Source organism: Bacillus sp. VA13, from assembly GCF_055710085.1.
The window spans coordinates 121799-147206 of record NZ_JBVQPP010000005.1; the positions used below are offsets into that span (position 1 = coordinate 121799).

At 46.5% G+C, this 25408-nt stretch carries 27 protein-coding genes; 21 read left to right on the forward strand and 6 right to left on the reverse strand.

Annotation, left to right across the window (positions count from 1 at the left end; translation table 11 throughout):
- Positions 1-12: 12 nt before the first annotated feature.
- The 6 genes from sufD (at position 13) to AC0C66_RS18250 (ending at position 5623) form a co-directional block, all read left to right on the forward strand.
- Positions 13-1326 (forward strand): Fe-S cluster assembly protein SufD, encoded by a 1314-nt coding sequence (gene sufD / locus AC0C66_RS18225; RefSeq protein WP_014115078.1) that lies wholly within the window; start codon positions 13-15, stop codon positions 1324-1326.
- The gene (sufS, locus tag AC0C66_RS18230; protein WP_072183527.1) at positions 1326-2546 is read left to right on the forward strand and encodes a cysteine desulfurase SufS; all 1221 of its coding nucleotides are present in this window, start codon (positions 1326-1328) and stop codon (positions 2544-2546) included. Before sufD ends, sufS begins: the two co-directional genes overlap by 1 nt.
- Positions 2536-2979: a Fe-S cluster assembly sulfur transfer protein SufU gene (sufU, locus tag AC0C66_RS18235; RefSeq protein ID WP_003222809.1), complete on the forward strand. Its 444-nt coding sequence runs from the start codon at positions 2536-2538 to the stop codon at positions 2977-2979. The genes sufS and sufU overlap by 11 nt, the downstream gene beginning before the upstream one ends.
- 20 nt (positions 2980-2999) lie before the next feature.
- Complete coding sequence (gene sufB / locus AC0C66_RS18240) at positions 3000-4397, forward strand: Fe-S cluster assembly protein SufB (protein WP_003228608.1); 1398 nt, start codon at positions 3000-3002, stop codon at positions 4395-4397.
- A gap of 453 nt (positions 4398-4850) precedes the next feature.
- Positions 4851-5129: an ArsR/SmtB family transcription factor gene (locus AC0C66_RS18245; protein ID WP_061187981.1), complete on the forward strand. Its 279-nt coding sequence runs from the start codon at positions 4851-4853 to the stop codon at positions 5127-5129.
- Positions 5130-5239: 110 nt separating this feature from the next.
- A complete protein-coding gene (locus AC0C66_RS18250) occupies positions 5240-5623 on the forward strand; it encodes a VOC family protein (protein WP_072183528.1) in 384 nt (127 codons plus the stop codon).
- A 163-nt stretch (positions 5624-5786) separates the two neighbouring features.
- On the opposite strand, the gene AC0C66_RS18255 is transcribed toward AC0C66_RS18250, so the two are convergent.
- Positions 5787-6059 carry a hypothetical protein gene (locus AC0C66_RS18255; RefSeq protein ID WP_003222817.1) on the reverse strand — a complete coding sequence of 91 codons (273 nt, stop codon included), beginning with the start codon at positions 6057-6059 and terminating at the stop codon, positions 5787-5789.
- The gene (locus AC0C66_RS18260; protein WP_003240873.1) at positions 6059-6208 is read right to left on the reverse strand and encodes a hypothetical protein; all 150 of its coding nucleotides are present in this window, start codon (positions 6206-6208) and stop codon (positions 6059-6061) included. The genes AC0C66_RS18255 and AC0C66_RS18260 overlap by 1 nt, the downstream gene beginning before the upstream one ends.
- Positions 6209-6366: 158 nt before the next feature.
- On the opposite strand from AC0C66_RS18260, the gene AC0C66_RS18265 reads away from it, so the two are divergent.
- The 7 genes from AC0C66_RS18265 (at position 6367) to AC0C66_RS18295 (ending at position 13219) form a co-directional block, all read left to right on the forward strand.
- The gene (locus AC0C66_RS18265; RefSeq protein ID WP_072183529.1) at positions 6367-7491 is read left to right on the forward strand and encodes an NAD(P)/FAD-dependent oxidoreductase; all 1125 of its coding nucleotides are present in this window, start codon (positions 6367-6369) and stop codon (positions 7489-7491) included.
- Positions 7492-7586: 95 nt separating this feature from the next.
- The gene (locus tag AC0C66_RS18270) at positions 7587-7961 is read left to right on the forward strand and encodes a nucleotide excision repair endonuclease (RefSeq protein WP_472973666.1); all 375 of its coding nucleotides are present in this window, start codon (positions 7587-7589) and stop codon (positions 7959-7961) included.
- Between the two features lie 212 nt (positions 7962-8173).
- Positions 8174-9160, forward strand: a complete 987-nt coding sequence (frlB, locus tag AC0C66_RS18275) for a fructosamine deglycase FrlB (RefSeq protein ID WP_326198190.1) — start codon at positions 8174-8176, stop codon at positions 9158-9160.
- 80 nt (positions 9161-9240) lie between these two features.
- Positions 9241-10509 (forward strand): ABC transporter substrate-binding protein, encoded by a 1269-nt coding sequence (locus AC0C66_RS18280; RefSeq protein WP_014115071.1) that lies wholly within the window; start codon positions 9241-9243, stop codon positions 10507-10509.
- Positions 10510-10566: 57 nt separating this feature from the next.
- Positions 10567-11445 (forward strand): carbohydrate ABC transporter permease, encoded by an 879-nt coding sequence (locus AC0C66_RS18285; protein WP_003222831.1) that lies wholly within the window; start codon positions 10567-10569, stop codon positions 11443-11445.
- Between the two features lie 3 nt (positions 11446-11448).
- Positions 11449-12351 carry a carbohydrate ABC transporter permease gene (locus AC0C66_RS18290; protein ID WP_472973667.1) on the forward strand — a complete coding sequence of 301 codons (903 nt, stop codon included), beginning with the start codon at positions 11449-11451 and terminating at the stop codon, positions 12349-12351.
- Between the two features lie 13 nt (positions 12352-12364).
- Positions 12365-13219 (forward strand): fructoselysine 6-kinase, encoded by an 855-nt coding sequence (locus tag AC0C66_RS18295; protein WP_061187988.1) that lies wholly within the window; start codon positions 12365-12367, stop codon positions 13217-13219.
- Between the two features lie 24 nt (positions 13220-13243).
- On the opposite strand, the gene frlR is transcribed toward AC0C66_RS18295, so the two are convergent.
- Positions 13244-13972, reverse strand: a complete 729-nt coding sequence (gene frlR, locus AC0C66_RS18300) for a transcriptional regulator FrlR (protein WP_472973668.1) — start codon at positions 13970-13972, stop codon at positions 13244-13246.
- Between the two features lie 180 nt (positions 13973-14152).
- Here frlR and AC0C66_RS18305 point away from each other — a divergent pair, with 180 nt between their 5' ends.
- Positions 14153-15256 (forward strand): ABC transporter ATP-binding protein, encoded by a 1104-nt coding sequence (locus AC0C66_RS18305; protein WP_472973669.1) that lies wholly within the window; start codon positions 14153-14155, stop codon positions 15254-15256.
- A 32-nt stretch (positions 15257-15288) separates the two neighbouring features.
- On the opposite strand, the gene AC0C66_RS18310 is transcribed toward AC0C66_RS18305, so the two are convergent.
- Both AC0C66_RS18310 and AC0C66_RS18315 read right to left on the reverse strand, forming a co-directional pair.
- A complete protein-coding gene (locus AC0C66_RS18310) occupies positions 15289-16155 on the reverse strand; it encodes an endonuclease I family protein (protein ID WP_014115066.1) in 867 nt (288 codons plus the stop codon).
- A gap of 81 nt (positions 16156-16236) precedes the next feature.
- On the reverse strand, positions 16237-16665 hold the full coding sequence (locus AC0C66_RS18315; protein WP_472973670.1) for a hypothetical protein: 429 nt from the start codon (positions 16663-16665) through the stop codon (positions 16237-16239).
- Positions 16666-16861: 196 nt separating this feature from the next.
- Between AC0C66_RS18315 and allC the strand changes: the two genes are divergently transcribed.
- The 7 genes from allC to pucE all read left to right on the forward strand — a co-directional run bounded on the left by allC (position 16862) and on the right by pucE (position 24783).
- Positions 16862-18100 (forward strand): allantoate deiminase, encoded by a 1239-nt coding sequence (gene allC, locus AC0C66_RS18320; RefSeq protein WP_472973671.1) that lies wholly within the window; start codon positions 16862-16864, stop codon positions 18098-18100.
- 16 nt (positions 18101-18116) lie between these two features.
- Positions 18117-19367 (forward strand): (S)-ureidoglycine--glyoxylate transaminase, encoded by a 1251-nt coding sequence (gene pucG, locus AC0C66_RS18325; RefSeq protein ID WP_090557126.1) that lies wholly within the window; start codon positions 18117-18119, stop codon positions 19365-19367.
- A 229-nt stretch (positions 19368-19596) separates the two neighbouring features.
- Positions 19597-20589: an XdhC family protein gene (locus tag AC0C66_RS18330; protein WP_327816455.1), complete on the forward strand. Its 993-nt coding sequence runs from the start codon at positions 19597-19599 to the stop codon at positions 20587-20589.
- A complete protein-coding gene (gene pucB, locus AC0C66_RS18335; RefSeq protein WP_079288336.1) occupies positions 20586-21203 on the forward strand; it encodes a xanthine dehydrogenase accessory protein PucB in 618 nt (205 codons plus the stop codon). The genes AC0C66_RS18330 and pucB overlap by 4 nt, the downstream gene beginning before the upstream one ends.
- Positions 21200-22033, forward strand: a complete 834-nt coding sequence (gene pucC, locus AC0C66_RS18340) for a xanthine dehydrogenase subunit C (RefSeq protein WP_061187996.1) — start codon at positions 21200-21202, stop codon at positions 22031-22033. Before pucB ends, pucC begins: the two co-directional genes overlap by 4 nt.
- Positions 22034-24271, forward strand: coding sequence for a xanthine dehydrogenase subunit D (gene pucD, locus AC0C66_RS18345; protein ID WP_088679751.1), 2238 nt, complete (start codon positions 22034-22036; stop codon positions 24269-24271).
- Complete coding sequence (gene pucE, locus AC0C66_RS18350) at positions 24262-24783, forward strand: xanthine dehydrogenase subunit E (protein ID WP_072182705.1); 522 nt, start codon at positions 24262-24264, stop codon at positions 24781-24783. The genes pucD and pucE overlap by 10 nt, the downstream gene beginning before the upstream one ends.
- A 310-nt stretch (positions 24784-25093) precedes the next feature.
- Here the strand turns inward: pucE and AC0C66_RS18355 are convergent, their stop codons facing one another.
- Positions 25094-25192, reverse strand: a complete 99-nt coding sequence (locus AC0C66_RS18355; RefSeq protein ID WP_003222857.1) for a YjcZ family sporulation protein — start codon at positions 25190-25192, stop codon at positions 25094-25096.
- Positions 25193-25408 lie beyond the last annotated feature (216 nt).

Below are 25408 nucleotides of genomic sequence, written 5' to 3' on the forward strand. Positions count from 1 at the left end.
AGGGGGATTAACATGACACTAGGTACAAAACTATCCGTAGATCAGGAGTATCTCAAAAGCTTTTCCGAAAAGCATCAAGAACCTGCCTGGCTGAAAGACCTGCGCTTACAGGCTCTTGAACAAGCTGAGGATCTGCCGATGCCGAAGCCTGATAAAACAAAAATCACAAACTGGAACTTCACGAATTTCGCGAAGCATACAGTTGATAACGAACCGCTTTCTTCATTGGAAGATTTGACTGATGAAGTAAAAGCGCTGATCGATGTTGAAAACGAAGATAAAACATTATATGTACAGCGTGACCAGACGCCGGCATACCTTTCTCTTTCTCAAGAATTGAAAGACAAAGGTGTCATCTTCACTGATATTCTGACTGCCGCACGCGAGCACAGCGATTTGGTGGAGAAATACTTTATGAAGGACGGCGTGAAGGTTGACGAGCATAAATTAACTGCACTTCACGCAGCTCTTGTTAACGGAGGAGCATTCCTTTATGTTCCGAAAAATGTTCAGGTGGAGACGCCGGTTCAGGCTGTTTATGTCCACGAAAGCAATGATACGGCTCTCTTCAACCACGTACTGATTGTGGCTGAAGACCACAGTTCTGTAACGTATGTAGAAAACTACATCAGCACTGTAAACCCGAAAGACGCAGTCTTCAATATTATCAGTGAGGTCATCACAGGTGATAATGCCAGCGTGACATACGGTGCGGTGGATAATCTGTCTAGCGGTGTGACAACATATGTGAACCGCCGCGGTGCTGCTCGCGGACGCGACAGCAAAATCGAGTGGGCTCTCGGCCTGATGAACGATGGTGACACGATTTCCGAAAACACAACAAACCTTTACGGTGACGGCACATACGGCGATACGAAAACGGTTGTTGTCGGAAGAGGAGAGCAAACAGAGAACTTTACAACACAAATCATCCATTTCGGTAAAGCTTCAGAAGGATATATCTTGAAGCACGGTGTGATGAAGGATTCTGCTTCTTCTATCTTTAACGGAATCGGCAAAATCGAACATGGCGCTTCTAAAGCGAATGCGGAACAAGAATCACGTGTGCTGATGCTTAGTGAAAAAGCACGCGGAGACGCAAACCCTATTCTTTTAATTGACGAAGACGATGTAACTGCAGGACATGCGGCATCTGTCGGCCGTGTAGACCCTATTCAGCTTTACTACCTGATGAGCCGCGGAATTGCGAAAGAAGAAGCAGAACGCTTAGTCATCTACGGATTCCTTGCGCCGGTAGTAAACGAACTTCCGATTGAAGGCGTTAAGAAACAATTAGTTTCTGTTATCGAAAGGAAAGTGAAGTAATGAATATCACAGATATTCGTGAACAGTTCCCGATCCTTCATCAGCAAGTGAACGGACATGATCTCGTTTATCTCGACAGCGCGGCGACTTCTCAGAAGCCGCGTGCTGTCATTGAAACACTGGATAAGTATTATAACCAATACAATTCCAATGTTCACCGGGGCGTCCATACACTTGGAACCAGAGCGACAGACGGTTATGAAGGAGCGCGTGAAAAAGTCCGCAAGTTTATTAACGCGAAGTCAATGGCTGAGATTATTTTCACAAAAGGCACGACCACATCACTGAATATGGTGGCGTTAAGCTATGCGCGCGCCAACCTGAAACCGGGTGATGAAGTGGTTATCACCTACATGGAGCATCATGCGAATATCATTCCGTGGCAGCAGGCTGTCAAAGCGACTGGCGCCACATTAAAATATATTCCGCTGCAGGAAGACGGAACGATCTCTTTAGAAGACGTCAGAGAAACGGTCACAAGCAACACAAAAATTGTTGCGGTGTCTCATGTATCTAACGTCCTCGGCACGATCAACCCGATTAAAGACATGGCGAAAATCGCTCATGACAATGGTGCTGTTATTGTGGTGGACGGTGCGCAAAGCACGCCTCACATGAAAATTGACGTGCAGGATCTCGATTGCGACTTCTTTGCGCTTTCTTCCCATAAAATGTGCGGCCCTACCGGTATTGGTGTGCTGTACGGAAAGAAAGCCCTGCTGGAAAACATGGAGCCTGCCGAATTCGGCGGTGAAATGATCGACTTTGTCGGGCTTTATGAATCAACTTGGAAAGAGCTTCCGTGGAAATTCGAAGCGGGTACGCCGATTATTGCAGGAGCAATCGGTCTCGGTGCCGCAATTGATTTTCTCGAAGAAATTGGTCGTGATGAAATCTCCCGCCACGAGCACAAGCTTGCAGCTTATGCACTTGAACGCTTCAACCAGCTTGACGGCGTAACAGTTTACGGACCGGAAGAGCGTGCCGGACTTGTCACATTTAATCTTGATGAAGTTCATCCTCACGATGTGGCAACCGTGCTTGATGCGGAAGGGATCGCTGTCAGAGCCGGCCATCATTGCGCGCAGCCGCTGATGAAATGGCTGGATGTAACTGCTACTGCAAGAGCAAGCTTTTATCTGTATAATACAGAGGAAGAGATTGATAAGCTTGTGGAAGCTCTTCAAAAGACAAAGGAGTATTTTACAAATGTCTTTTAATGCAAACTTAGATACATTGTACAGACAGGTGATTATGGATCATTACAAAAACCCGCGCAACAAAGGGGTTTTGAATGACAGCATCGTCGTGGATATGAACAATCCGACATGCGGCGACCGAATCAGACTGACAATGAAGCTTGACGGAGACATCGTGGAAGATGCGAAATTTGAAGGGGAAGGCTGTTCCATTTCAATGGCATCCGCTTCGATGATGACTCAGGCGATTAAAGGAAAAGATATTGAAACAGCCCTTTCCATGTCTAAGATTTTCTCGGATATGATGCAAGGGAAAGAATATGATGATTCTATAGATCTCGGGGACATTGAAGCCCTTCAAGGCGTTTCAAAATTCCCGGCCCGTATCAAATGTGCAACCCTGTCATGGAAAGCACTTGAAAAAGGAGTCGCAAAAGAAGAAGGCGGCAATTAAAAGGATTGGAGTGAAAATGGATGGCTAAAAAAATGCCTGATATTGGTGAATACAAGTATGGTTTTCACGACAAGGACGTTTCCATTTTCCGTTCAGAGCGCGGATTGACAAAAGAAATCGTAGAAGAAATTTCTCGGATGAAAGAAGAGCCTCAATGGATGCTTGATTTCCGCTTGAAATCACTTGAGCATTTCTACAACATGCCGATGCCTCAATGGGGCGGAGATTTAAACTCACTGAACTTTGACGAAATTACGTACTACGTAAAACCGTCTGAGCGTTCAGAGCGTTCTTGGGATGAAGTTCCTGAAGAAATTAAGCAAACATTCGACAAGCTCGGTATTCCTGAAGCTGAACAAAAATACCTTGCGGGTGTTTCTGCTCAGTACGAATCTGAGGTTGTATACCACAACATGAAAGAAGATCTTGAAGCGCAAGGCATCGTCTTTAAAGACACTGACAGCGCGCTGAAAGAGAATGAAGATATTTTCCGTGAGCATTGGGCAAAAGTGATCCCGCCGACTGATAACAAGTTTGCGGCGCTTAACTCAGCTGTTTGGTCCGGCGGATCTTTCATCTACGTCCCTAAAGGCGTGAAGGTTGAAACACCGCTTCAAGCTTACTTCCGTATCAACTCTGAAAACATGGGTCAGTTCGAACGTACACTGATCATCGTTGACGAAGAAGCAAGCGTTCATTATGTTGAAGGCTGTACTGCGCCTGTTTACACAACAAACTCACTTCACAGTGCAGTTGTTGAGATCATCGTGAAAAAAGGCGGCTACTGCCGTTATACAACGATCCAAAACTGGGCGAACAACGTTTACAACCTAGTAACGAAGCGTACAGTCTGTGAAGAAAACGCAACAATGGAGTGGATCGACGGCAACATCGGTTCTAAACTGACAATGAAATATCCGGCTTGTATCCTAAAAGGCGAAGGCGCGCGCGGTATGACGCTTTCTATCGCTCTTGCGGGTAAAGGCCAGCATCAGGATGCAGGTGCGAAAATGATTCACCTTGCACCAAACACATCATCCACAATCGTATCAAAATCGATTTCAAAACAAGGCGGAAAAGTAACATACCGCGGCATCGTCCACTTCGGACGCAAAGCGGAAGGCGCCCGCTCTAACATCGAGTGCGATACGCTCATTATGGATAACAAATCAACTTCAGACACAATTCCTTACAATGAAATCTTAAATGATAACATTTCATTGGAGCACGAAGCGAAAGTGTCTAAAGTATCTGAAGAGCAGCTCTTCTACTTGATGAGCCGCGGTATTTCTGAAGAAGAAGCGACTGAAATGATCGTAATGGGCTTCATCGAGCCATTCACAAAAGAGCTTCCAATGGAATACGCAGTTGAAATGAACCGTTTGATTAAGTTCGAAATGGAAGGTTCTATTGGTTAATGATGAAAACCTTTGTTTATCAAGGGTTTAAGGGATTATTATAAATTGTAAAATTGTCGGCGTGCCGATTTCGTGTGTAGAAGACGAACTTTTGAAGTTCGTCTTCTTTTATTTTTTCAGTGATATCAAGTTAAGTATCCACTATTTTTTTGATGGTTAAATATCCTAATCGAAAATACATATGTCAGACTTGCGATTCTTTTGTCAAAAGCCTATCCTGAAAAATATTGAAGTCTAATGAAAAATCAGGATAAATTTGTTCTTGTTGCGATAATGACCACATGATGTCTATACAATCGGGACAATATCTCCTGCTTGCACAAATAAACTTTTCTATAAGATTCAAACGACTATTATGTGACTTTAACGGCTGCATGATACGGTTCCTTTATCAAGCAACCATACAGTTGCTTATACTTGACACGCAACCATGTAGTTGCTTATACTCGATATATGAATTGGGACAAAGACGCTATATTCAAAGCACTCGGCGATTCGACTCGTCGGCTTATATTAGACGAACTATCCGAACGAAACGAGCTGACGTTGTATGAACTTACGGTACGTCTCATTACGAAGCACAACCTCTCCATTACGCGACAGGCGATAGCTAAGCATCTTTCTGTCCTGGAAGATGCAGAGCTCGTAAAATCAAAACGAAAGGGAAAATATCGAGTACTTATATTCAACAACGAACCCCTTAAAAATTTGCTCAAAGGATGGGTAGAATAATTTTATAAAATCAGAACAGGACTTCTGACAAATGTGTGGGTTGTTTTGCTTGTAGCCAGATTGTTAGCACAGTAACATGCGTCATTCATATCAAAGGAGGGAAAAACAGTATGAAAATCATTGTTACCAGTATATTCGTACAAGATCAAGACAAGGCACTGGAGTTTTATACAGAAAAACTGGGGTTTGTAAAAAAGGAAGACGTTCCTATGGGGAAATTTAGGTGGATAACGCTTGTTTCTCAAGATGATCAAGAGGGAACCGAGCTTTTACTCGAACCGAATGAACATCCTGCCGCCAGGGAGTATCAAAAGAAGATATTCGCTGAAGGCTTCCCAGCAACAATGTTTGGCGTTGCAGATATTCAAAAAGAGTACAAACGATTAAGGGAAAAAGGCGTGAAGTTTACTATGGAACCGACAAAAATGGGCGAAGTCACAATAGCTGTCTTCGACGATACTTGCGGCAACCTTATTCAAATTGTACAGAAGTAACCGATGCGAGTTTAAGTTCAGTGAAGTGGTTTTCATCCAAAGATAAAACTGTTTTATTCACAATTAATTAAGTGAATTTTTTCATAAAAAAGGACGTGTCTATTTTTAATCGCGTCCTTTTTGTATGCAGAAGAAAAACCGCTGCCCGAGGGGCCGCGGTTTCTTATTCTTCGATCTCCTGATTGATGATTTGTTTTACAGATGTATTGCTGTTATGTTCCCTATTCATCTCTTGTAAACGAGTATAAGCCGTGTCAAATTCCTCTTTTGACATCTGTTTTGCGGCTAATGCAGAGCATAAAATGGCAAAGGCGATCGGCATTGTATCAATGTGGATATCGATATGGACCTCTGAGTTGCCGCTGTTTTCGATCATAGATCCATTGTTAGGCATCTCTTGAGTATGTCTGTTGATAGGAATGATATTCTCGTTCATTACTCTTCTCCGTCTTGAGACTGTGCCTGTGCCTGATCCTGATCTGTATTCACGTTGACTACGACTTTTGCATTGCCGCTGTTTTCAACTTTAGCAACTGATACATTGCGCTTTTGGTTTTCTTCATTTTCATGACGATTTTCGCTCATGGTATCATCCTTTCTCTATTGATAGTGATAGGATATTCGATAGGAGAGTGAAGAGATTGGACGAACTTCGCGGTTTTTTCACATTGGGGCTAAAGGTCGAAGGGAAGCACTCTATTTGGTAAAATGAATAGACATTATAAAAGAAAAGGTGTTTGCATATGAAATCGTACATCATCGTCGGTGCAGGGATTCTTGGCGCGTCGACGGCTTATCATCTTGTCAAATTGGGTGCCCGGGTCATGGTGATTGACCGGAAGGAACCTGGTCAAGCGACTGATGCGGCAGCAGGGATTGTCTGTCCTTGGCTTTCGCAGCGCCGCAATCAGGATTGGTATCAGCTTGCCAAGGGAGGAGCACGGTACTATACGGATTTAATCCATCAATTGGAGGAAGACGGAGAAACGGATACAGGATATAAGCGTGTCGGTGCCATCAGCATTCATACTGATGCGGCAAAGCTTGATAAGATGGAGGAGCGGGCGTATAAGAGACGGGAGGATGCGCCGGAGATCGGCGACATTACCCGCTTGTCCGCAAGTGAAACGAAAAAGCTGTTTCCGATTTTAGCTGACGGTTATGAATCAGTTCATATCAGCGGTGCCGCCCGTGTGAACGGAAGAGCGCTGTGCGGGTCCCTTTTAAGCGCTGCAGAGAAACGCGGCGCAAAGATCATCAAAGGAAATGCGTCCTTGCTTTTTGAAAATGGAATGGTCACCGGTGTACAAACAGACACACAGCAGTTTACGGCTGACGCGGTAATTGTGACAGCGGGGGCATGGGCCAATGAGGTCATGAAACCTCTTGGCATTCATTTTCAAGTGTCCTTTCAGAAAGCGCAGATTATGCATTTTGAAATGACGAAACCGGATACAGGATCGTGGCCGGTTGTGATGCCGCCGAACGATCAGTACATTCTTTCGTTTGATAACGGCAGAATTGTAGCTGGCGCCACACACGAAAACGATGCCGATCTAGATGATCTGCGTGTGACAGCCGGAGGCCAGCACGAAGTATTGAGTAAAGCGCTAGCGTCAGCACCGGGTCTTGCTGATGCTGCTGCCATTGAAACAAGAGTGGGCTTCAGGCCGTTTACACCAGGGTTTTTGCCGGTTGTTGGCGCTGTACCGGACGTTCAAGGCCTTTTTGCCGCTAACGGTTTAGGCGCTTCGGGATTAACGATGGGGCCGTTCTTGGGATCAGAGCTCGCAAAGCTAGTTCTCGGAAAACAGACAGAAATCGACCTTAGCCCTTATGATCTAGCCGGAGCGTTGCATAATAAGTAAAAGCATAACAAACAAATATAGTAAAGCTGTTCTAGCTTTTCTTTTCTGTCTGTGTTAGCATTTACCTTTAATGAAAAAGAGGACGTGAACTGATTTTGATAAAAATTGATATACCTGCACCGAATGTCACCATCACCGAACGACAGCAGTCAGCTAATGGTAACGAGCCGAAAATAAAGGCGATTTACGGATTCATCGACTTTCACCAGATACCAAGGGATAAAGGCGGCATCTTCATGTTTTATAACATTCATGACGAGCTGCTGTTTGTCGGTAAAGCTAGAAAGTTAAGACAGAGAATTAAGAAGCATTTTGAAGATACTGTCTCACCGATCAAACATCACAGAGACGAAGTATATAAAATTGAAGTATGTGTAGTTGAAGATCCAATGGAAAGAGAAATTTACGAAACATATATCATCAATACACAGCACTCGAAGTACAATATAGACAAGGTATTTTTTAAATAAGAAGTCAGTCTGCGGATTGAACAGCGAAGCCAGAGCTTATGTGAAGTTCTGGCTTTTGATTTGGGCATTTTTCCGCAGATAGACCTTTCTATCATCTGAGTAAATTATTGAGAAATTTCAGAAAATAATATTGACAATCATAGCCGTGGACTTTAATATAACAATATATAATGTTATATAACGTTATATAATAAAAATGAGGAGTGAAGGATTTGAGTCAGGCCACAGCAAAAGTAAATCGTGAGGTTCAAGCTTTCTTGCAGGATTTGAAAGGGAAAACCATTGACCATGTATTCTTTGTCGCATGCGGAGGGTCTTCGGCCATTATGTATCCGAGTAAATATGTGTTTGACAGGGAGTCAAAATCAATCAACTCCGACCTTTACAGCTCTAATGAATTTATTCAGCGCAACCCTGTTCAGCTTGGTGAAAAGTCTCTTGTTATTTTGTGCTCGCATTCGGGAAATACCCCGGAAACAGTCAAAGCTGCTGCGTTTGCAAGGGGCAAAGGCGCACTTACGATTGCGATGACGTATAAACCAGAGTCTCCTTTAGCGCAGGAAGCACAATATGTTGCCCAGTACGATTGGGGTGACGAGGCGCTTGCGATCAATACGAACTATGGCGTTCTGTATCAAATCGTTTTCGGCACCCTGCAAGTATTAGAAAACAATACGAAATTTGAACAAGCAATTGAAGGTTTAGATCAATTGCAGGCTGTGTATGAAGAAGCCCTTAAGCAGGAAGGTGACAACGCACAGCAATTCGCAAAAGCTCATGAAAAAGAAAGCATTATTTATACAATGGCAAGCGGTGCAAACTACGGTGTCGCTTACTCCTACAGCATCTGCATTCTCATGGAAATGCAATGGATTCATTCCCACGCCATTCATGCCGGAGAATATTTTCACGGACCGTTTGAAATTATTGATGAATCCGTGCCGTTTATCATCCTGCTCGGTTTAGATGAAACTAGACCTCTTGAAGAGCGGGCGCTTACCTTCTCGAAAAAGTATGGCAAAAAGCTCACAGTGCTTGATGCCGCATCTTACGACTTCACTGCAATTGACGATTCAGTTAAAGGCTACCTTGCTCCGCTCGTTCTCAACCGTGTACTGAGAAGCTATGCGGATGAGCTGGCAGAGGCGAGAAATCATCCTTTATCTCATAGAAGATACATGTGGAAAGTTGAGTATTGATCTGAAACTGAGGAACCATTATGCATTAGACTATAATGTTATATAACATTATAGTCTAATGTCCAGAGGAGGCCAACCCTTTGAAGAAAATGTTGTTGTTTTTGATCATTGCAGCTGTCAGTATGCTCACCATTGCGGGCTGTTCGAGCCAGGGCAGTTCATCGGACGGAAAGGTGACATTGAAATTTTTCCACAGATGGCCGAAGGAGCCGGAAAAAAGTTATTTTGAAGAGGTTGTTAAGGAATTTGAAAAAGAACATCCGGATATCGACATTCAAATTGAAGCCGTTTTGAACGACTCTTATAAAGATAAAATTAAGGTCATGCTGGGAACCACCAGCCCTCCTGACATTTACTTCTCTTGGAGTGACGAGTTTGCTTTTAAATTCATCAGAGGCAATAAGGCACTTGATCTTTCGTCCTACTACGAAAGTGATACAGATTGGTCATCACAGCTCGTTCAATCGCAAGTTACACCATTTACTTATGAAAACAAGCAATATGGCGTGCCATGGCAAATGGACGCTAAATCATTCTTTTATAATAAAGACATTTTTAAAAAGCTGAACCTTGATCCTCCGAAGACATGGGATGAATTAATCGATGTGTCAAAGAAGCTGAAAGAAAATGGCTACACACCAATTAGCTTCGGAACAAAGGCGACTTGGACAATCTCGCACTATATCGGCACGCTCAATCAGCGGATGGTCGATGAAAAAACACGGGAAAAGGACTATAACGCCAAAACGGGTGAATTTACTGATGAAGGCTATGTAAAAGCACTTGAAAAGCTTCAGGAGCTGATGCCTTACTTCAATAAACATGTAAACTCCGTCGACCACGAATATGTAAGACAGCAATTTAAGAGCGGAAAGTCGGCGATGATATATGCAGAAACAGCGGAAATCAAGCTGGTTGAACCGGTGAATCTGGGGATGTTCCCATTCCCTGAAATCAGCGGGCAAAAAGGATCATCAGAAGCGTTAACGGGAGCGCCGGAAGGGTTCATGATTGCCTCAAAAACAAAACATCCGAAGGAAGCGATGGAATTTTTGCAGTTTCTGACGTCGAAAAAAATGGGTGAAAAGCTCGTCAAAGATGTCGGGAAATACAGCGCGGTGCAAGGAACGGCTACCGAAGAAAATTCTACAGCCATTCAGCGTGAAGCGGTTCAGCAAATTGTTGATGCCAAATCAATGGTTCCATGGTTTGATATGGATGTCGATGTTGAAATCGCAGATGCGTACTTAACGAGCGTCCAGCAAATGCTTGGCGGCGACATGACACCGGAGCAGGTGATGAAAGCTGTTCAAAAAGCAGCGAAGCAAGTGAGAGCGTCAGCTGAATAAATCAAAGAAAAGGTGAAACTTCGCACCTTTTCTTTTTATAAAGGAGATGAGATATCCTTGGTCAATCAGAATAAAATAATCCCCTATTTGTTTTTGGTGCCCGCTCTCGTTTTTTTACTTTTTGTTTATATCCCGATTTTTGAGAATGTCTTCCTCAGCCTGTTTCAGTGGAGCTCTTTTTCTCCGGAAAAAACGTTTATCGGATTGAAAAACTATGTTGAATTATTTCATGATCCTGTCTTCTATCAGGCACTTACCAATAATGTGCTTTACGCAGTGATCTCAATTGTATGCCAGGTATTTGGCGGTTTGATTTTGGCGGCGGTGCTTGAGGATAAGCTGGTCAGAAAATGGTCGCCGTTTTTTCGTACTGTTTTCTTTTTGCCGGTTGTCATCTCAATGACGGTGATCGCGCTTTTGTTTGATTTTATTTACAACCCTGAGACGGGGCTTTTGAATCAGTTGCTTCAGGCGGTCGGTCTTGATCAGCTGACGAGAGCCTGGCTCGGGGAGGACAGCACGGCTATGCTTTCTGTTATTTTTGTGTCTCAATGGCAATCTGTCGGTTATATTGCGATGCTGTACATTGTGTCGATTCAAAAAATACCGGATGAACTGTATGAAGCGGCCCGGCTTGACGGCGCGGGGAAAATTCAGCAGTTTTTTCATATTACCGTTCCCCAGACGAAAGAGATGTCTTTTGTTGCGGTGGTCATGACGCTGACCGGCGCCTTTACGGTATTTAATGAACCGTACATATTGACAGGCGGCGGGCCGGGAAACGCTTCAGAAGTTTTAAGCACGTTTTTATATAAAAGCGCCTTTACAAAGGATATGATGGGCTATGCCTCAGCGATAGCCACCGTTGTGTTAATCATTACGCTCGCATTGTCGCTCATGCAAATGAAGTTCTTTAAAACTGGAAAGGAGGAGTAACAGATGCTGCCTCAGAAGAAGACAGATTCGTTCAGATTGGAGCCTGTGCCTGACCGGCACATTGAGATGAAAAGAAAGCCTAGACGAAAATGGTACATCGGAGAAACGTCTGTGTGGGTTTTTCTGTTTCTTTATCTGATTGCGATCGCCTATCCGCTTCTATGGATGGTGATGAGCGCCTTTAAAAACTCGGACGATATTTTTGAACATAGCTGGTCGCTGCCGTCTTCGTGGCATCCGGAAAATTTTGTGTCCGCCTGGAATCAGGGGATTTCTTCTTATTTTATGAACAGTGTCATCGTCACGTCGCTTACGTGTGTGATCACCGTCTTTATCAGTGCATGGGCGGCGTACGGCCTTTCCCGGTTTGAGTTTAAAGGAAAAGGATTCTTTTTGGTGCTTTGTCTTGGCGGTTTGATGCTGACGCCGCAGGTCAGTCTTGTGCCGCTTTATTCTATTATTCAGTCGCTGGGCCTTTACAATACGTATTGGGCGTTAATCCTGCCGTATGCTGCTTACCGGATCCCGTTCACCATCATTTTGATCCGCTCTTATTTTCTCTCTATTTCCAAAGAATTGGAGGAGGCGGCTTATTTAGATGGCTGTACGAGTTTTGGAGTATTTTTCAGAATTTTCTTACCAATGGGCGTGCCGATTTTGGTGACATCCGGCATTTTGACGGCTTACCATACGTGGAATGAGTTTATGTTTGCGATTATTTTCATAGATGATGAGAGTTTGCGGACCATTCCAGCCGGGCTGATGCAGTTCAGAGACGCACTGCAGACAGACTGGGGCGTCCTGCTGGCGGGATTAACGATTTCGGCTGCGCCGATTATTATTCTATTTTTATTTATGCAGAAATATTTTGTCCGCGGGATTGCAAGCGGAAGTGTAAAAGGATAAAGGAGGAAGCACAATGAAATTGATTGCGGTTGGAGATAACGTTGTAGATTACTATCAGGACCAAGAAACGTTCTACCCGGGAGGAAATGCCTTAAACGTCGCAGTGCTTGCCAGACGGCTAGGGCACGAGGCTTCCTATATCGGAATCGTCGGCAATGACGAAGCCGCGGCACATCTTTTGAACGTACTGAAATTGGAGAAGGTCAATGCGGATTATATTCGCCAGGCGCACGGAGAAAACGGAATGGCGATTGTCACCCTTGATGAACAGGGGGACCGTATTTTTGTCAGATCAAATAAAGGCGGCATTCAGTCCCGGCTCCGGCTTGTGTTTCAGGAGAAAGATGTATCCTTTATCAGCGGGCATGATCTGCTGCATACCAGCGTGTACAGCAGACTTGAGAACGACCTTCCGCAGCTGTGCAGCCTGATCCCGGTCTCCTTTGATTTTTCAACCAATCGGGAGGATAATTATTTGAGGAAGGTCTGTCCTTATGTGACGTATGCGTTTTTTTCAGGCAGCGATTTGAGTGAGTCAGAGTGCGGAGAGCTTGCTGAAAAAGCTCATAAGTATGGAGCGAAAGTTGTATGTATGACCCGCGGGGGCCAAGGGGCGATCTTGTCTGCGGGTGATCGAATCTATCATCAGCCGATTGTGGAAACTGATATAATAGATACACTTGGAGCGGGAGATTCATTTATAGCGGGTTTCTTGACTGCTTTTTGCGAGAAGCAGGATATGACACATGCTTTGCGCCAAGCGGCGGAAACGGCTGCAAAAACATGCGGCGTGTACGGGGCTTTCGGCTATGGCCATCCTTTTCGCTTGGAGGATGGGGGAAGCAGTGAAAAAACGAGAATACTATAAGCAGTGTCTCGTTTTTTATGCCTGTTATGTGTAGGGGCTGTTGATGGTAAAAGTAACACGGTTTGTGTGCATCAAAAACAATGAGCAGTAGATTGGCTGGTCGTTTGATGTAAAAGCCGTTTTATCGATTTCAAATAGCGCATCCCCTATATCGCAATCCAGGTATTTGCTTTCCTCCTGCTGGGCATATACAACATTTAATAGCTTCGTATTGTGTGTGGGCACAACTTGGTATTGCTGTCGCAAAATATCATGCATGGATACGCCGTCAGCAATAAAGGTATCAATGCCGGGAAACAAATCCAGCGGATAATGTGTCACTTCAAAGGTGAGCGGCTGATCATCGTTATATAAAATCCGTTTTAATTCAACGACAGGGCTCTCGGGATTGATTTGCAGCTTTTCGGCAATGGGTTTTGCCGCCGGAATGACCTCATGGGACAACACCTGATGCTTCGGTTTTTTGCCGGTTGATTCCATAAATTCCGAGTAGCCGTTTACTGCAATCAGCTCTCGTTTTAATTTAGGGCTTTTAACGAACGTTCCCTTTCCTTGCTGCCGGATCAGATAGCCTTCTTCAACTAAATCGAGAATGGCTTTCCTGACGGTAATGCGGCTGACATTATACTTGCTGCAAAGCTCGTTTTCAGTAGGCAGCTTGGCGGTTGGGGAATACACGCCCTTTTTGATGTCATCAGTGATGATTTGTTTTAGCTGAATGTATAAAGGTGTAGAACTTCCGTTGTTTAACAAAGGGTAGCCTCCTTTTAACCTATTATTCATATTATAATGTATTATGACGTTATAATACAAATTTACATTTTTTATTTTAGAAATATAGCAAAAATAGGAATCGATTACTCTAAAAATAACAGAAAGACCAAGTTGTTTCCAGTGACGAAATAACAGATCAAAAGATAGGGGGAATTTCTGATGGCTGCATTATCATTTGAACATGTCAAAAAATCATATCACTCCCAATTAACGGTGAAGGACTTTGATTTAGATGTAAAGGATAAGGAGCTTTTGGTGCTGGTGGGGCCGTCAGGATGCGGAAAATCGACAACGCTGCGTATGGTGGCGGGGCTGGAAAGCATCTCTGAAGGAAACCTCCTCATCGATGGGGAACGGGTCAATGATCTCCCGCCGAAAGAACGTGATATTGCGATGGTATTCCAAAACTATGCGCTTTATCCGCATATGACGGTATTTGATAATATGGCGTTCGGATTAAAACTTAGGAAGATGGCGAAACAGGAAATTGCTGAGCGGGTTCATGCGGCAGCTAGAATTTTAGAGATTGAACATTTGCTGAAGAGAAAACCGAAGGCGCTCTCTGGCGGACAGCGGCAACGGGTGGCGCTTGGCAGATCGATCGTAAGGGAGCCGAAGGTCTTTTTAATGGACGAGCCGCTTTCCAATCTGGATGCAAAACTGAGAGTGACGATGCGGACAGAAATCAGCAAGCTGCACCAGCGTTTAGAGGCAACCATCATTTATGTCACGCATGACCAGACGGAAGCGATGACAATGGGCGATCGGATTGTCGTGATGAATGATGGGGAAATCCAGCAGGTGGCGAAACCTCATGACATTTATCATTACCCGGCAAATCTGTTTGTCGCAGGCTTCATCGGCTCCCCCGGAATGAACTTTCTGACAGGCGCCATTGAAGAGCACCATGGCGAGCTGTTTTTCACAAACCCTTCGATCCGGCTTCATATTCCTGAAGAAAAAGCGAAGCGGCTTAAAGAAAAGGGATATGCCGGCGAGCAGATGATTGCCGGCGTCCGGCCGGAGCATATCACACATATGACTGAAAATGATCAGCTGTTTGATTCAGTGTTTAAAGCGAAGGTGGAAGTGAATGAAAATCTGGGATCAGAGCAAATTGTACATGTCACGTCTGGGGGCGAGCGGCTCAAGGTCCGCCTGGACGGAAACACGCGAATCGCCGCAGGCGATTCGATCCAGCTGGCAGTGAAAATGGATCACGCCGTCTTTTTCGATGCGGAGACAGAAGAGGCTGTGTATTAGAAAAGGTGCTCCTAAACAGGAGCACCTTTTTCTTACGGCCAAATGTCGTCAGCCCATTCAGGGTGGTCAATAAATGGATTGCGGTTATGCTGATATTTCTCATAAATGATTTCATTTCTTTTTCTCTCGCGGTCATCAACCGGGTCCTGCCTATTCCATTCAAGCAGGACAGATTGTTTTCCGTGATAAGGGGCTGAGCCGTTGCCTGTTTTATCATTAAGCTCAAGGTCAGGGTAGCCGTCATCACCTTCGTAACGGACAGCCATGTAAAACAGCATGCGCGCCACATCGCCTTTTACATCATCGCGAGGCTCCCATGAATCTCCATCATAATAATTTCCTGGCGCTTTTGCATATTCAGTGCCGCCGTTGTCAAAATCCATATTTCCTCTGGCGCTGTTGACTTGAACGTCAGCCGGGCGCAAATGGTGAATGTCGGTGCCAGGTCCCTTGCTTGTACCAAAATTGCCATGAGATTTCGCCCAGACATGCTCGCGGTTCCAATCGCCGACATTGCCGCCGTTCAGGTTTTTCGACCGCGATTCATTCGTATAGAGCAGGATGACGTTATTCGGGTTTGCCGGATCTTCATCGGTTTCTTTCAACGCGTTCCATACTTCGCTGTAGGACAGCATCGTGTGTCCGCTGACGATGCGGTGCAGGGCGCTTTTTAGCGATTCTCCTGTTTTTCCTTCAGCCCCTTCATAATAGGTATCTGTGTCAGTGTAGGGTGCAGCGGGAGCGGCTAATGAGAGAAGGCCCACGGTTCCTGAAGGGGAAGATGCTAATCGGTCATTCAGGCTCAATGCGGTTTGCGGGCTTGCTGATGCGGCGGGCGCAAACCATCCGGAAATCAGTAATACACAGACGAGCGGCAGAAACCTTGTTCTTTTTGTCATCACTTGCCCTCCTTTTATCAGATCATGTCTATTATCTAAAAATGAAATCAAGGATAGAAGTGTCATTTTGTATATTTTTCATTAAAATTGTAAATTAGTTCCTTTGGAGGGGGCGGATATCCACTGTTCCAATATCTTTAGGCCCCGTTTTTGCTTCAGCTGAGATTTGGCAAGGTCTGTTCCTTCTTCAATTGATGTGGTATGTCCGAATAAATAGTAACGCAGTCCCGCATTCATGATGACTTGCTTTCTTTCATAGTCTAATCCGGCTTCCTCGCTGCCGCTGAGAATCGTCTTGATTTTTTCTGCCTGTCCGGCCGGGCTCATTGTTTGATCCACTGCTGCTTCGTCCGACGTTTCTGTTTTGATCCGTTCTGCGACCAGAAATGCCGCGATTTGTACATCGCTTGCTTTGCCGGAAAACATCGCTTCTCCCGCAAGCTTGGCTTGTTCATATGAAAGGTGTTTTGCCCCCTTTCCTCTTGCTGTTTCTTTAATCCATTGTTGCATTTTGGCTCTCTCCCTTACTGTGTTTTCTTTTGACTTTAATGAAAATGGCACTGCGAGGTAGGGAGGTTTCTGTTTGCTATGGTGCTGGATAGATACTGTGACTAAAAAATAAACGTTTTTTTGGTTATTCTGTCAATGAACTATCGAGTTCCTCCTTCTATAATGAAGTCACCATAACGGCCAGAGGGGGGAGTACATGGAAAAGCAGAAGCTATCAGTCAAAAACAGCATCACAGATTATATTGAATGGCTCGCCCAATACGGCGCATCTGCGGACGGCGGCGTAACGAGGCTTTTGTATACAAAAGAGTGGATGGACGCGCAGCTCGCAGTCAAAACGGAAATGTCTTCATTCGGGCTTGAAACAAGATTCGACGATGTCGGCAATGTTTTTGGAAGGCTTTCGGGCACCCAGTCTCCGGATGAAGTGATTGTAACCGGTTCACATATCGATACTGTCATCAATGGGGGAAAGTATGACGGCGCCTATGGCGTTCTAGCGGCGATGCTCGCGATAAATCAGCTCAAAGAAACGTACGGAGCGCCGAAAAAAACACTCGAAGCGGTCTCCTTATGTGAGGAGGAGGGGAGCCGTTTCCCGATGACCTATTGGGGATCGGGGAATATGACAGGCGTTTTTTCAGTACAGGATGCGGGAGAACCGAGAGACGAATCAGGAGTTTCACTGCAATCTGCGATGTATGAGAACGGCTTTGGCAAAGGCGTGTTTCAGTCAGCGTATAGGACAGATATCAGTGCTTTTGTTGAGCTTCATATTGAACAGGGGAAGACATTGGAAATGTCAGGACGGGATCTCGGCATTGTGACAAGTATTGCGGGGCAGAGGCGATATCTCGTCACGCTGGAGGGGGAATGCAATCACGCGGGAACCACCTCCATGAAATGGCGCAAGGACCCGCTTGCAACCAGCAGCCGCATCATTCATGAACTGCTGCTGCGGTCGGAAGAGCAGCCGGATGAGCTTCGTCTGACATGCGGAAAAATAACGGCAGAGCCCAATGTAGCCAATGTCATACCGGGCCGCGTGCAGTTTTCAATCGATATTCGCCATCAGCATCAGCACGTGCTGGAGCAATTTCATGAAGATATGGCTGCTTTGATCAACGGCATTTGCCATCAAAAAGGAATTCGCGCCATGATCGATGAATATATGCGGATAGAGCCTGTGCCGATGGATGAAAGGCTGAAGGCTGCGGCTTTTGAAACAGCGGCAGAAAACGGGATCAGCTGTGAAGAAATGGTGAGCGGAGCAGGGCATGATGCACAAATGATCGGAAGGTGCTATCCGGCTTGTATGCTGTTTGTGCCAAGCCGCGGCGGCATCAGCCACTCTCCGAAGGAATATACTTCAGCCAGACAGCTTGAGATCGGCGTCCGCGCATTGACTGATTTATTATACAAACTGGCTTATTGATAAAGGAGGAATGGCTGTGTCAGGCAGAAAAGAATTATGTACCCCGTTAAGAACGATTATGACGCCGGGGCCTGTTGAGGTTGATCCGCGTGTATTAAGAGTGATGAGTACCCCGATTGTTGGGCAATTTGATCCAGCGTTTACCGGTATCATGAATGAAACAATGGAGATGCTTCGGGAGCTGTTCCAAACGAAAAACCGCTGGGCATATCCGATTGACGGTACTTCACGGGCGGGAATCGAAGCGGTGCTGGCGAGTGTGATTGAGCCGGAAGATGATGTGCTTATTCCAATTTATGGCCGCTTCGGTTATTTGCTGACTGAAATTGCCGAGCGGTATGGGGCGAATGTTCATACGCTTGAGTGTGAATGGGGAACGGTTTTTGACCCAGATGACATCATACGGGAAATGAAAAAAGTGAAGCCGAAAATTGTGGCAATGGTGCATGGGGAAACATCGACAGGGCGGATTCACCCGCTAAAAGCCATCGGCGAAGCCTGCCGAGCCGAGGATGCATTGTTTATTGTCGATGCAGTTGCGACGATTGGCGGCTGCGATGTTAAAGTCGATGATTGGAAGATTGACGCGGCTATCGGCGGCACACAAAAGTGCTTGTCTGTTCCATCGGGAATGGCGCCGATTACATATAATGAGCGGGTGGCGGATGTGATTGCGGCGCGTAAAAAGGTGGAGCGCGGGATTGCGACACAAGCTGACAGGACAACGCTTTCGGGAAACCGGCCAATCACAAGCAATTATTTTGATTTGAGCCAGCTTGAGGATTATTGGAGCGAAAGACGGCTCAATCATCATACAGAAGCGACGACGATGCTGTACGCCTTGCGTGAGGGTGTCAGGCTGGTGCTTGAAGAAGGTCTTGAAGCCCGTTTTGAGCGGCATCGCCACCATGAGACCGCATTAGCAGCTGGGATTAGGGCAATGGGGCTGAAGCTGTTTGGAGATGACAGCTGTAAAATGCATGTTGTCACTTGTGTAGAAATCCCCGGCGGCATTGACGGCGAGTCTGTCCGCCACATGCTGTTGGCGCAATTCGGCATCGAAATCGCCAGCTCATTCGGCCCGCTGGCGGGAAAGATCTGGAGAATTGGCACGATGGGCTACAGCTGCAGGAAAGAAAACGTGCTGTTCGTGCTTGCCGGGTTAGAGGCTGTACTGCTGAGACATGGCGCAGGGATCGAAGCAGGAAAAGCCCTCCAGGCAGCCCTTGATGTGTATGAAAACGCTGGCCGCCAGGCAGCGGTATAAAGAAAAGCTTGCGGAACGCCGCAAGCTTTTTTAGTGATTTGATTTCGCTTTTTCTCCAATCTGTTTTTCTTTGTTTGACTCTTTTTACAAATCCTCTTTCTCTGTGTTGCATTTTCTGACGAAGCATGAGTCATTTCTCCTTCCATCATCTATTCTTTATACAAGTTACCTATAAAACCATGCTGAACTTGTTGTTTCTTACAGCGATTTTTGAGAGGGGGATGCAGCATTGGGAAATTTGCACATGGTGTTAGATGCGCTCCTGGAAGATCAGGATGAGGCTGTGCTTGCGACAATTGTTCAAGTGGAAGGCTCATCGTATCGAAAAGCAGGCGCTTCTATGCTCTTTAAGAAAAATGGCGAACGGGTCGGATTGCTGAGCGGCGGGTGTGTGGAAGAAGATTTGTTCCACAGAATTAGTGAACTGGGCGATCAGCTGACGTCAGTGCTGATTCCATATGACATGCGGGCGGAGGACGATCTTTCCTGGGGAATGGGAGCCGGATGCAACGGCATAATTCATATTCATGCGGAGCGAATCACTCAGGAAAAAAGACGGCACTATGAAAGAGTGAGGGACTGCCTTCATTCAGGCAAAGCTGTCACAGCCGTTACGCAGCTCGACTCCTCCCGTTATATATTTCTGTCGGAGAACGGGCAATTTGGGAACTGGCCGGACGCGCCTCCGCAAGACATTCAACGTACCGCTTCAACGCTTCATTTACCGCATTTTGATTCATCAACCAACATGTTTATTCGGCGAATTGAACCGAAGCCGCGTCTCATTCTGTTTGGAGCAGGGCCGGATATTGTGCCGCTTGCCAATTTGGCGGCTGATACAGGGTTTTCTGTTATCGTGACAGATTGGCGCCCCGCTTATTGCACATCCTCTCTATTCCCAAAAGCGGATCGGCTGATCACTGCTTTTCCGGAACAAATGCTGAGTGAATTTCAGTTTTACCCGCATGATGCAGCTGTTGTGGCAACCCACCATTTTCAGCACGATCAAGCGATCATCGACTTCTTATTTTCTCAAAATCTTCATTATATCGGACTGTTGGGTTCGGCAAACCGTACGAAGCGGCTGCTGAATGAAAAACAGCCACCGGCTCACTTTTACAGTCCGGTCGGGCTGAAGATCGGTGCGGAAGGCCCCGAGGAAATTGCCGTCAGCGTTGTCGCGGAAATCATTCAAACAAGAAAACGGCTGGCGGTTGTATGAGAAGCCCCTATATGATCGGAGTGTTTCTCGCTGCCGGCAAAAGCAAAAGGATGGGGCAAAACAAGCTGGCTTTGCCGTTAAAGGGAGAAACCATTGGGTCGCTTTCTTTGAAAACCGCTCTCTTGTCCCGCCTTGATCACGTGCTGATCATCGAGAGAACTGAACGTGCTTCCCATGAGTGGATGGGGGCGCCATATCACGCGCCGCCTTTTCGAAAACGCTGGAGCCTGCACGTTTGTCAAGAAGCTGAAAAAGGGCAAGGGCATTCAGTCAGCAGCGGGGTGAGAAAAGCAGAAAGCATGGGAGCGGACGGGGTTGTCATTTTATTAGCCGACCAGCCGCAGCTTTCCGTCAATCATCTCAATGCCCTTGTGGCAATGGCTCCTGAGTCATTTGCCGTGTCTTCGTCTTTAGGCGCGTTCGCCCCGCCAATCTATTTCTCATCGGCTTGTTTTCCTTATGTAAAGGAGTTAAAGGGAGATGAGGGGGCTCGCAGTCTTTTGAAAAGCGGGCAGCTCGGAACAGGAGCCGTTTTGGAGGCAAAGGCAAGCTCGGAGTTGAAAGACATTGATACACCGGAGGAATACGACATGGTGAGGAGGTTGATGGTTTGAATGGCCAAGTGACAAAAGCAAGGATGAATATTCAATTATGGAGGCCGGCAGCGCTAGATGAAGCCTACTCACTTTTGGAGCAGCTTGCACCAGATGTGTGTGCCGTCTCGGGCAGCACGCTGCTTCAGCTTCAGTGGGACAAAGGGATTCTTCCGAAACAGCATCTCGTCAGTCTTGAAGGAATCAACGAGATGAGAGGAATCAGCGCCAGTGACACCCACCTGTCGATCGGGGCGCTTACAACACTGAGTGAATGCAGAAAGAACTCCCTAATTAAAAGTGCGCTTGGTTGTTTCAGCGAAGCTGCTTCCGCTGTTGCTGCACCCGGAATCCGCAGCCGGGCCACGCTTGGCGGCAACATCGCGAGTAAAATCGGGGATTTGCTTCCCCTCCTGCTTGTGCTTGATGCTGAGCTTATCGTGTACCAAAAGGAGCTGATGAGGCTACCGCTTGGCGATTGGCTCATAGATGAAGACTTTGAAACTGCCATCGTTACGCGTGTCATCATCCCTCGTGCGGAGGGAGAGCGAGTGTTTTACCGCAAGCTTGGGAGGCGCCAGGCTTTTACTGGAGCTGTTGCGGTTATAGCTGGACGTTTTTTGAAAGACGGCGGCATTAGCCTCGCCGCTGGCCATGCCGATATTACACCGGAAAGATTAATGGAAAGCGAAGCGATATGGATGGCGTCAGGGTGGAATCCGCACGAGCTTTACGAAACGCTTATCCGTGAGCTGCCGTTTGCCGCAGATGCTTTTATGTCAGCGGCATACAGAAAAAAAGCCGCTGCCAACGTCATCATGGCAGAGCTGATGGCTGAGGGAGGGGAATAAATGATGATCAACAAACCGTCAAGAATCAGGCCGGATGGAAGAGGAAAGGTCACAGGGGAACTGAAATATATGACCGATCTCAGCTTTCCAGGAATGCTGTATGGCAAAGTGCTGAGAAGCGCTTATCCTCATGCGGAGATCGTGTCGATTTGCACCATGAAAGCTGAAGAAATGGAAGGTGTGCGGGCAGTTGTCACTCATAAAGACGTTCCCGGTTTAAACCGATTTGGCATTGTCATCCCTGATCAGCCGGTTTTATGTACGGATAGGGTACGGTACGTCGGAGATGCGGTCGCCGCAGTTGCTGCGGAAACGGAGGAAATCGCGGAAGCGGCGCTGGAGCTGATTCGTATTGAGTATAAAGAACTGGAGGTCATTGATTCACCAGAAAAAGCGCTTCGGCCGGACGCGCAAAAACTGCACGAGGACGGGAATATCCTGCATCGCGCATGTTTTTCACACGGCGATGTTGAAGAAGGATTTCAAGCATCTGGCACGATCCTTGAAGAAACCTACGAGCTGCCGCGGCAGATGCATACGTATATGGAAACGGAAGGAGGCGTAGCCGTTCCTGAAGACAATGGTGGCTTTACGATGTATGCAGGAACGCAGCATGGCTATAAAGACCGTTTCCAGCTTGCCCGTATTTTTGACATTTCTGAAGAAAAGATCAGGGTTGTGTCGAGTCCGATGGGCGGCTCGTTCGGCGGGAAGGATGAGCTGAATATCCAGCCGTATGCCGCTCTTTTAGCACTGAAAAGCGGACTTCCCGTCAAAATTCATCAGACCAGAAAGGAATCTGTACGTTCTGGCATTAAACGCCATCCGATGAAGATTACGATAAAAACGGGTGCGGATCATGCGGGGAAACTTTTGGCTCATGATGTGAAAATTGTGGCGGACACAGGCGCTTACGCTACACTCGGACCGGCTGTTCTTGACTTTTCTGTCGAGCACGCCGCGGGGCCTTACCGTATTCCAAATATCCGGACTGAAGGGATATCTGTGTTTACGAACAACGGGGTGGCGGGTGAATTTCGGGGCTTTGGCGGCAACCAAATCACATTTGCCCTCGAAACCCATCTAGATCGTCTCAGCGGCATGCTCGGCATCGGCCCGCTGGAGCTGAGAAGAAAAAATATCAGAAAACCGCATGACTTGGGGCCGCTTGAGCACCGGATTGCACCGACTGACGGAGCGGCGCAGGTGTTGAATGCCATTTCTGAATCTCCCATTCTTACAAGAAAACACCAGAACTCCGGGTGTATACGGAGAGGCACGGGAGCGGCAATCACAATGCACGGCGGCGGGCTGGGGTATGGACGAATGGATGCGGCAGGAGGCCGTTTGTCCCTTTCAAGTGACGGCAAAATTACGGCTTCGTTCGGATTTGAAGAATGCGGACAGGGTATTATAGCAGCAATCGAACATATTGTCACCGAGGAGCTGGGCTGTGCTGCGGAGGATATTTCCATTGTCATTGGGGATACCGCAATAGTACCAAAATCAGGCTCATCCACAGCATCCCGCGGCACAAGCATGGTATGGCACGCGATCCGGCGTTTGAAGAAGCCGTTTCTTTCTCAGCTGAAAAAACGGGCGGCAGAATGGAGCGGCTGTTCAGCGGAAAACCTTATTCTTGGTGCCGAGGGCTTGCGTGACCAAAACTCAAAGAAGCTCGTGGTGACGTATATAGAGCTGGCTGAAGAAGGCCCTTTGGTAGAGGAAACAGCATTCGATTTTCCGACAACGCCTGATCCTGTGGTAGGCGGCCATTTTCTCTACTCATTTGGCGCGGCGGCTGTTGAGGTGGAGGTTGATCTATTAACAGGCGATGTCAAATTGATAGATTGTGAGCACGCTATTGCGGCAGGGCCGGTTGTCAGTCCGCAGGGCTATCGAGGGCAAATCGAAGGCGGCGCTGTTATGGCACTCGGCTATACGCTGATGGAGGAGGCTAAAATGACGGACGGCCGTTATGCGGCGGAAAATCTCGATCAGTATATCATTCCCGGCGTGAAGGATGTTCCCGAAATGAAGCTGACTGCGTTAGAAGAGCTGATGGAAGGCGATTCCCACGGCCCGCGCGGTGTAGGCGAAATCGGAACGATTGCCATCACCCCAGCGATTGTAAAGGCAGTGCACGATGCGGTCGGATGCTGGATAAACAAGCTGCCGATTTCAAGAGAAGAGCTGCTTGACGAGATAGACAGAAAGGGGATGAAGCAATGGACGTAAAAGAAGCTGGACCATTTCCTGTAAAAAAGGAACAGTTCCGAATGACCGTGAATGGGCAGGAGCGGGAGGTTGCAGCCGTTCCTACGACACGTCTGAGTGACCTGCTTAGAATGGAATTTCAGCTGACCGGGACAAAGGTGTCCTGCGGAATCGGCCGCTGCGGAGCGTGCTCCATCCTAATCGACGGAAAGCTGGCCAATGCGTGCATGACCATGGCTTATCAAGTGGACGGCCATTCCATTACAACCATCGAGGGACTTCAAAAAGAAGAACTGGATATCTGCCAAACCGCTTTCCTGGAAGAAGGGGGCTTCCAATGCGGCTACTGTACCCCTGGCATGACGATTGCCCTCAAAGCGCTGTTCGAGGAAAACCCGCATCCCACAGATGAAGAAATAGAAGAAGGGCTGGCGGGGAATTTGTGCCGCTGCACCGGGTATGGCGGGATTATGCGGTCTGCTTGCAGGATTAGAAAAGAGTTGAGCTGCGGGAAAAGGGAGTCCGGTTTTTAAAAGCCGGGCTTATTAGTCTAATCAATTTATTTTCGAATTGTCATATATGTAAAGAGCAGCCGAAGGATCAATTGCCGGTCTCTTGCTGGAGCGTTGTGGACTCACCCAGTGGGAACAAAGATTTTCAAAGCGGTTATATTAGGGTGAACACTGTGGATATTTTAAAGATGCAGATTTGTAGCAAATGTTTATATTTCTCTGATTAAGAAACATTTGTCAGATAAACGAGCAAAACGCCATAAAAATTTTTTATGGCGTCTATCGAACAGGGAGGTGCTCATAAAACGGAGGTGCTAGGCAAAGTTAAAGCTTAAAAACCACCAAAGAAAGAAGTACCAACAATGATTAACAAAATGAATAGCACCACGATTAAAGCGAAGGAGCTACCATAACCATTAGAGTAACCCATATTGCCACCTCCTTTAGTGAGGATAGTATAAGATATGCCAAACGATCATTTTCGACATAGATTTAAGTCTAAAAAAGAGAAAATGAATATTTTGTCTAAAAGTGTAAGAGAGAACGCATAATCAATCACTATCTCAAATGCTGCTGCACCCCAGGAATGACGATTGCTCTCAAAACGCTGTTTTTAGAAAACCCGCACCCTACAGGTGAAGCATAG

What these genes read in the sequence shown, in the direction of transcription:
- AC0C66_RS18310 (WP_014115066.1), bottom strand. Translation starts at nt 16,155, where the DNA reads ATGACAAAAAGAACAAGGTTTCTGCCGCTCGTCTGTGTATTACTGATT.
- pucB (WP_079288336.1), top strand. Translation starts at nt 20,586, where the DNA reads ATGAGAAGCCCCTATATGATCGGAGTGTTTCTCGCTGCCGGCAAAAGC.
- AC0C66_RS18355 (WP_003222857.1), bottom strand. Translation starts at nt 25,192, where the DNA reads ATGGGTTACTCTAATGGTTATGGTAGCTCCTTCGCTTTAATCGTGGTG.
- allC (WP_472973671.1), top strand. Translation starts at nt 16,862, where the DNA reads ATGGAAAAGCAGAAGCTATCAGTCAAAAACAGCATCACAGATTATATT.
- AC0C66_RS18260 (WP_003240873.1), bottom strand. Translation starts at nt 6,208, where the DNA reads ATGAGCGAAAATCGTCATGAAAATGAAGAAAACCAAAAGCGCAATGTA.
- AC0C66_RS18305 (WP_472973669.1), top strand. Translation starts at nt 14,153, where the DNA reads ATGGCTGCATTATCATTTGAACATGTCAAAAAATCATATCACTCCCAA.
- AC0C66_RS18250 (WP_072183528.1), top strand. Translation starts at nt 5,240, where the DNA reads ATGAAAATCATTGTTACCAGTATATTCGTACAAGATCAAGACAAGGCA.
- sufD (WP_014115078.1), top strand. Translation starts at nt 13, where the DNA reads ATGACACTAGGTACAAAACTATCCGTAGATCAGGAGTATCTCAAAAGC.
- AC0C66_RS18265 (WP_072183529.1), top strand. Translation starts at nt 6,367, where the DNA reads ATGAAATCGTACATCATCGTCGGTGCAGGGATTCTTGGCGCGTCGACG.
- AC0C66_RS18315 (WP_472973670.1), bottom strand. Translation starts at nt 16,665, where the DNA reads ATGCAACAATGGATTAAAGAAACAGCAAGAGGAAAGGGGGCAAAACAC.
- pucD (WP_088679751.1), top strand. Translation starts at nt 22,034, where the DNA reads ATGATGATCAACAAACCGTCAAGAATCAGGCCGGATGGAAGAGGAAAG.
- AC0C66_RS18245 (WP_061187981.1), top strand. Translation starts at nt 4,851, where the DNA reads ATGAATTGGGACAAAGACGCTATATTCAAAGCACTCGGCGATTCGACT.
- pucE (WP_072182705.1), top strand. Translation starts at nt 24,262, where the DNA reads ATGGACGTAAAAGAAGCTGGACCATTTCCTGTAAAAAAGGAACAGTTC.
- AC0C66_RS18255 (WP_003222817.1), bottom strand. Translation starts at nt 6,059, where the DNA reads ATGAACGAGAATATCATTCCTATCAACAGACATACTCAAGAGATGCCT.
- sufS (WP_072183527.1), top strand. Translation starts at nt 1,326, where the DNA reads ATGAATATCACAGATATTCGTGAACAGTTCCCGATCCTTCATCAGCAA.
- sufU (WP_003222809.1), top strand. Translation starts at nt 2,536, where the DNA reads ATGTCTTTTAATGCAAACTTAGATACATTGTACAGACAGGTGATTATG.
- AC0C66_RS18290 (WP_472973667.1), top strand. Translation starts at nt 11,449, where the DNA reads ATGCTGCCTCAGAAGAAGACAGATTCGTTCAGATTGGAGCCTGTGCCT.
- AC0C66_RS18295 (WP_061187988.1), top strand. Translation starts at nt 12,365, where the DNA reads ATGAAATTGATTGCGGTTGGAGATAACGTTGTAGATTACTATCAGGAC.
- sufB (WP_003228608.1), top strand. Translation starts at nt 3,000, where the DNA reads ATGGCTAAAAAAATGCCTGATATTGGTGAATACAAGTATGGTTTTCAC.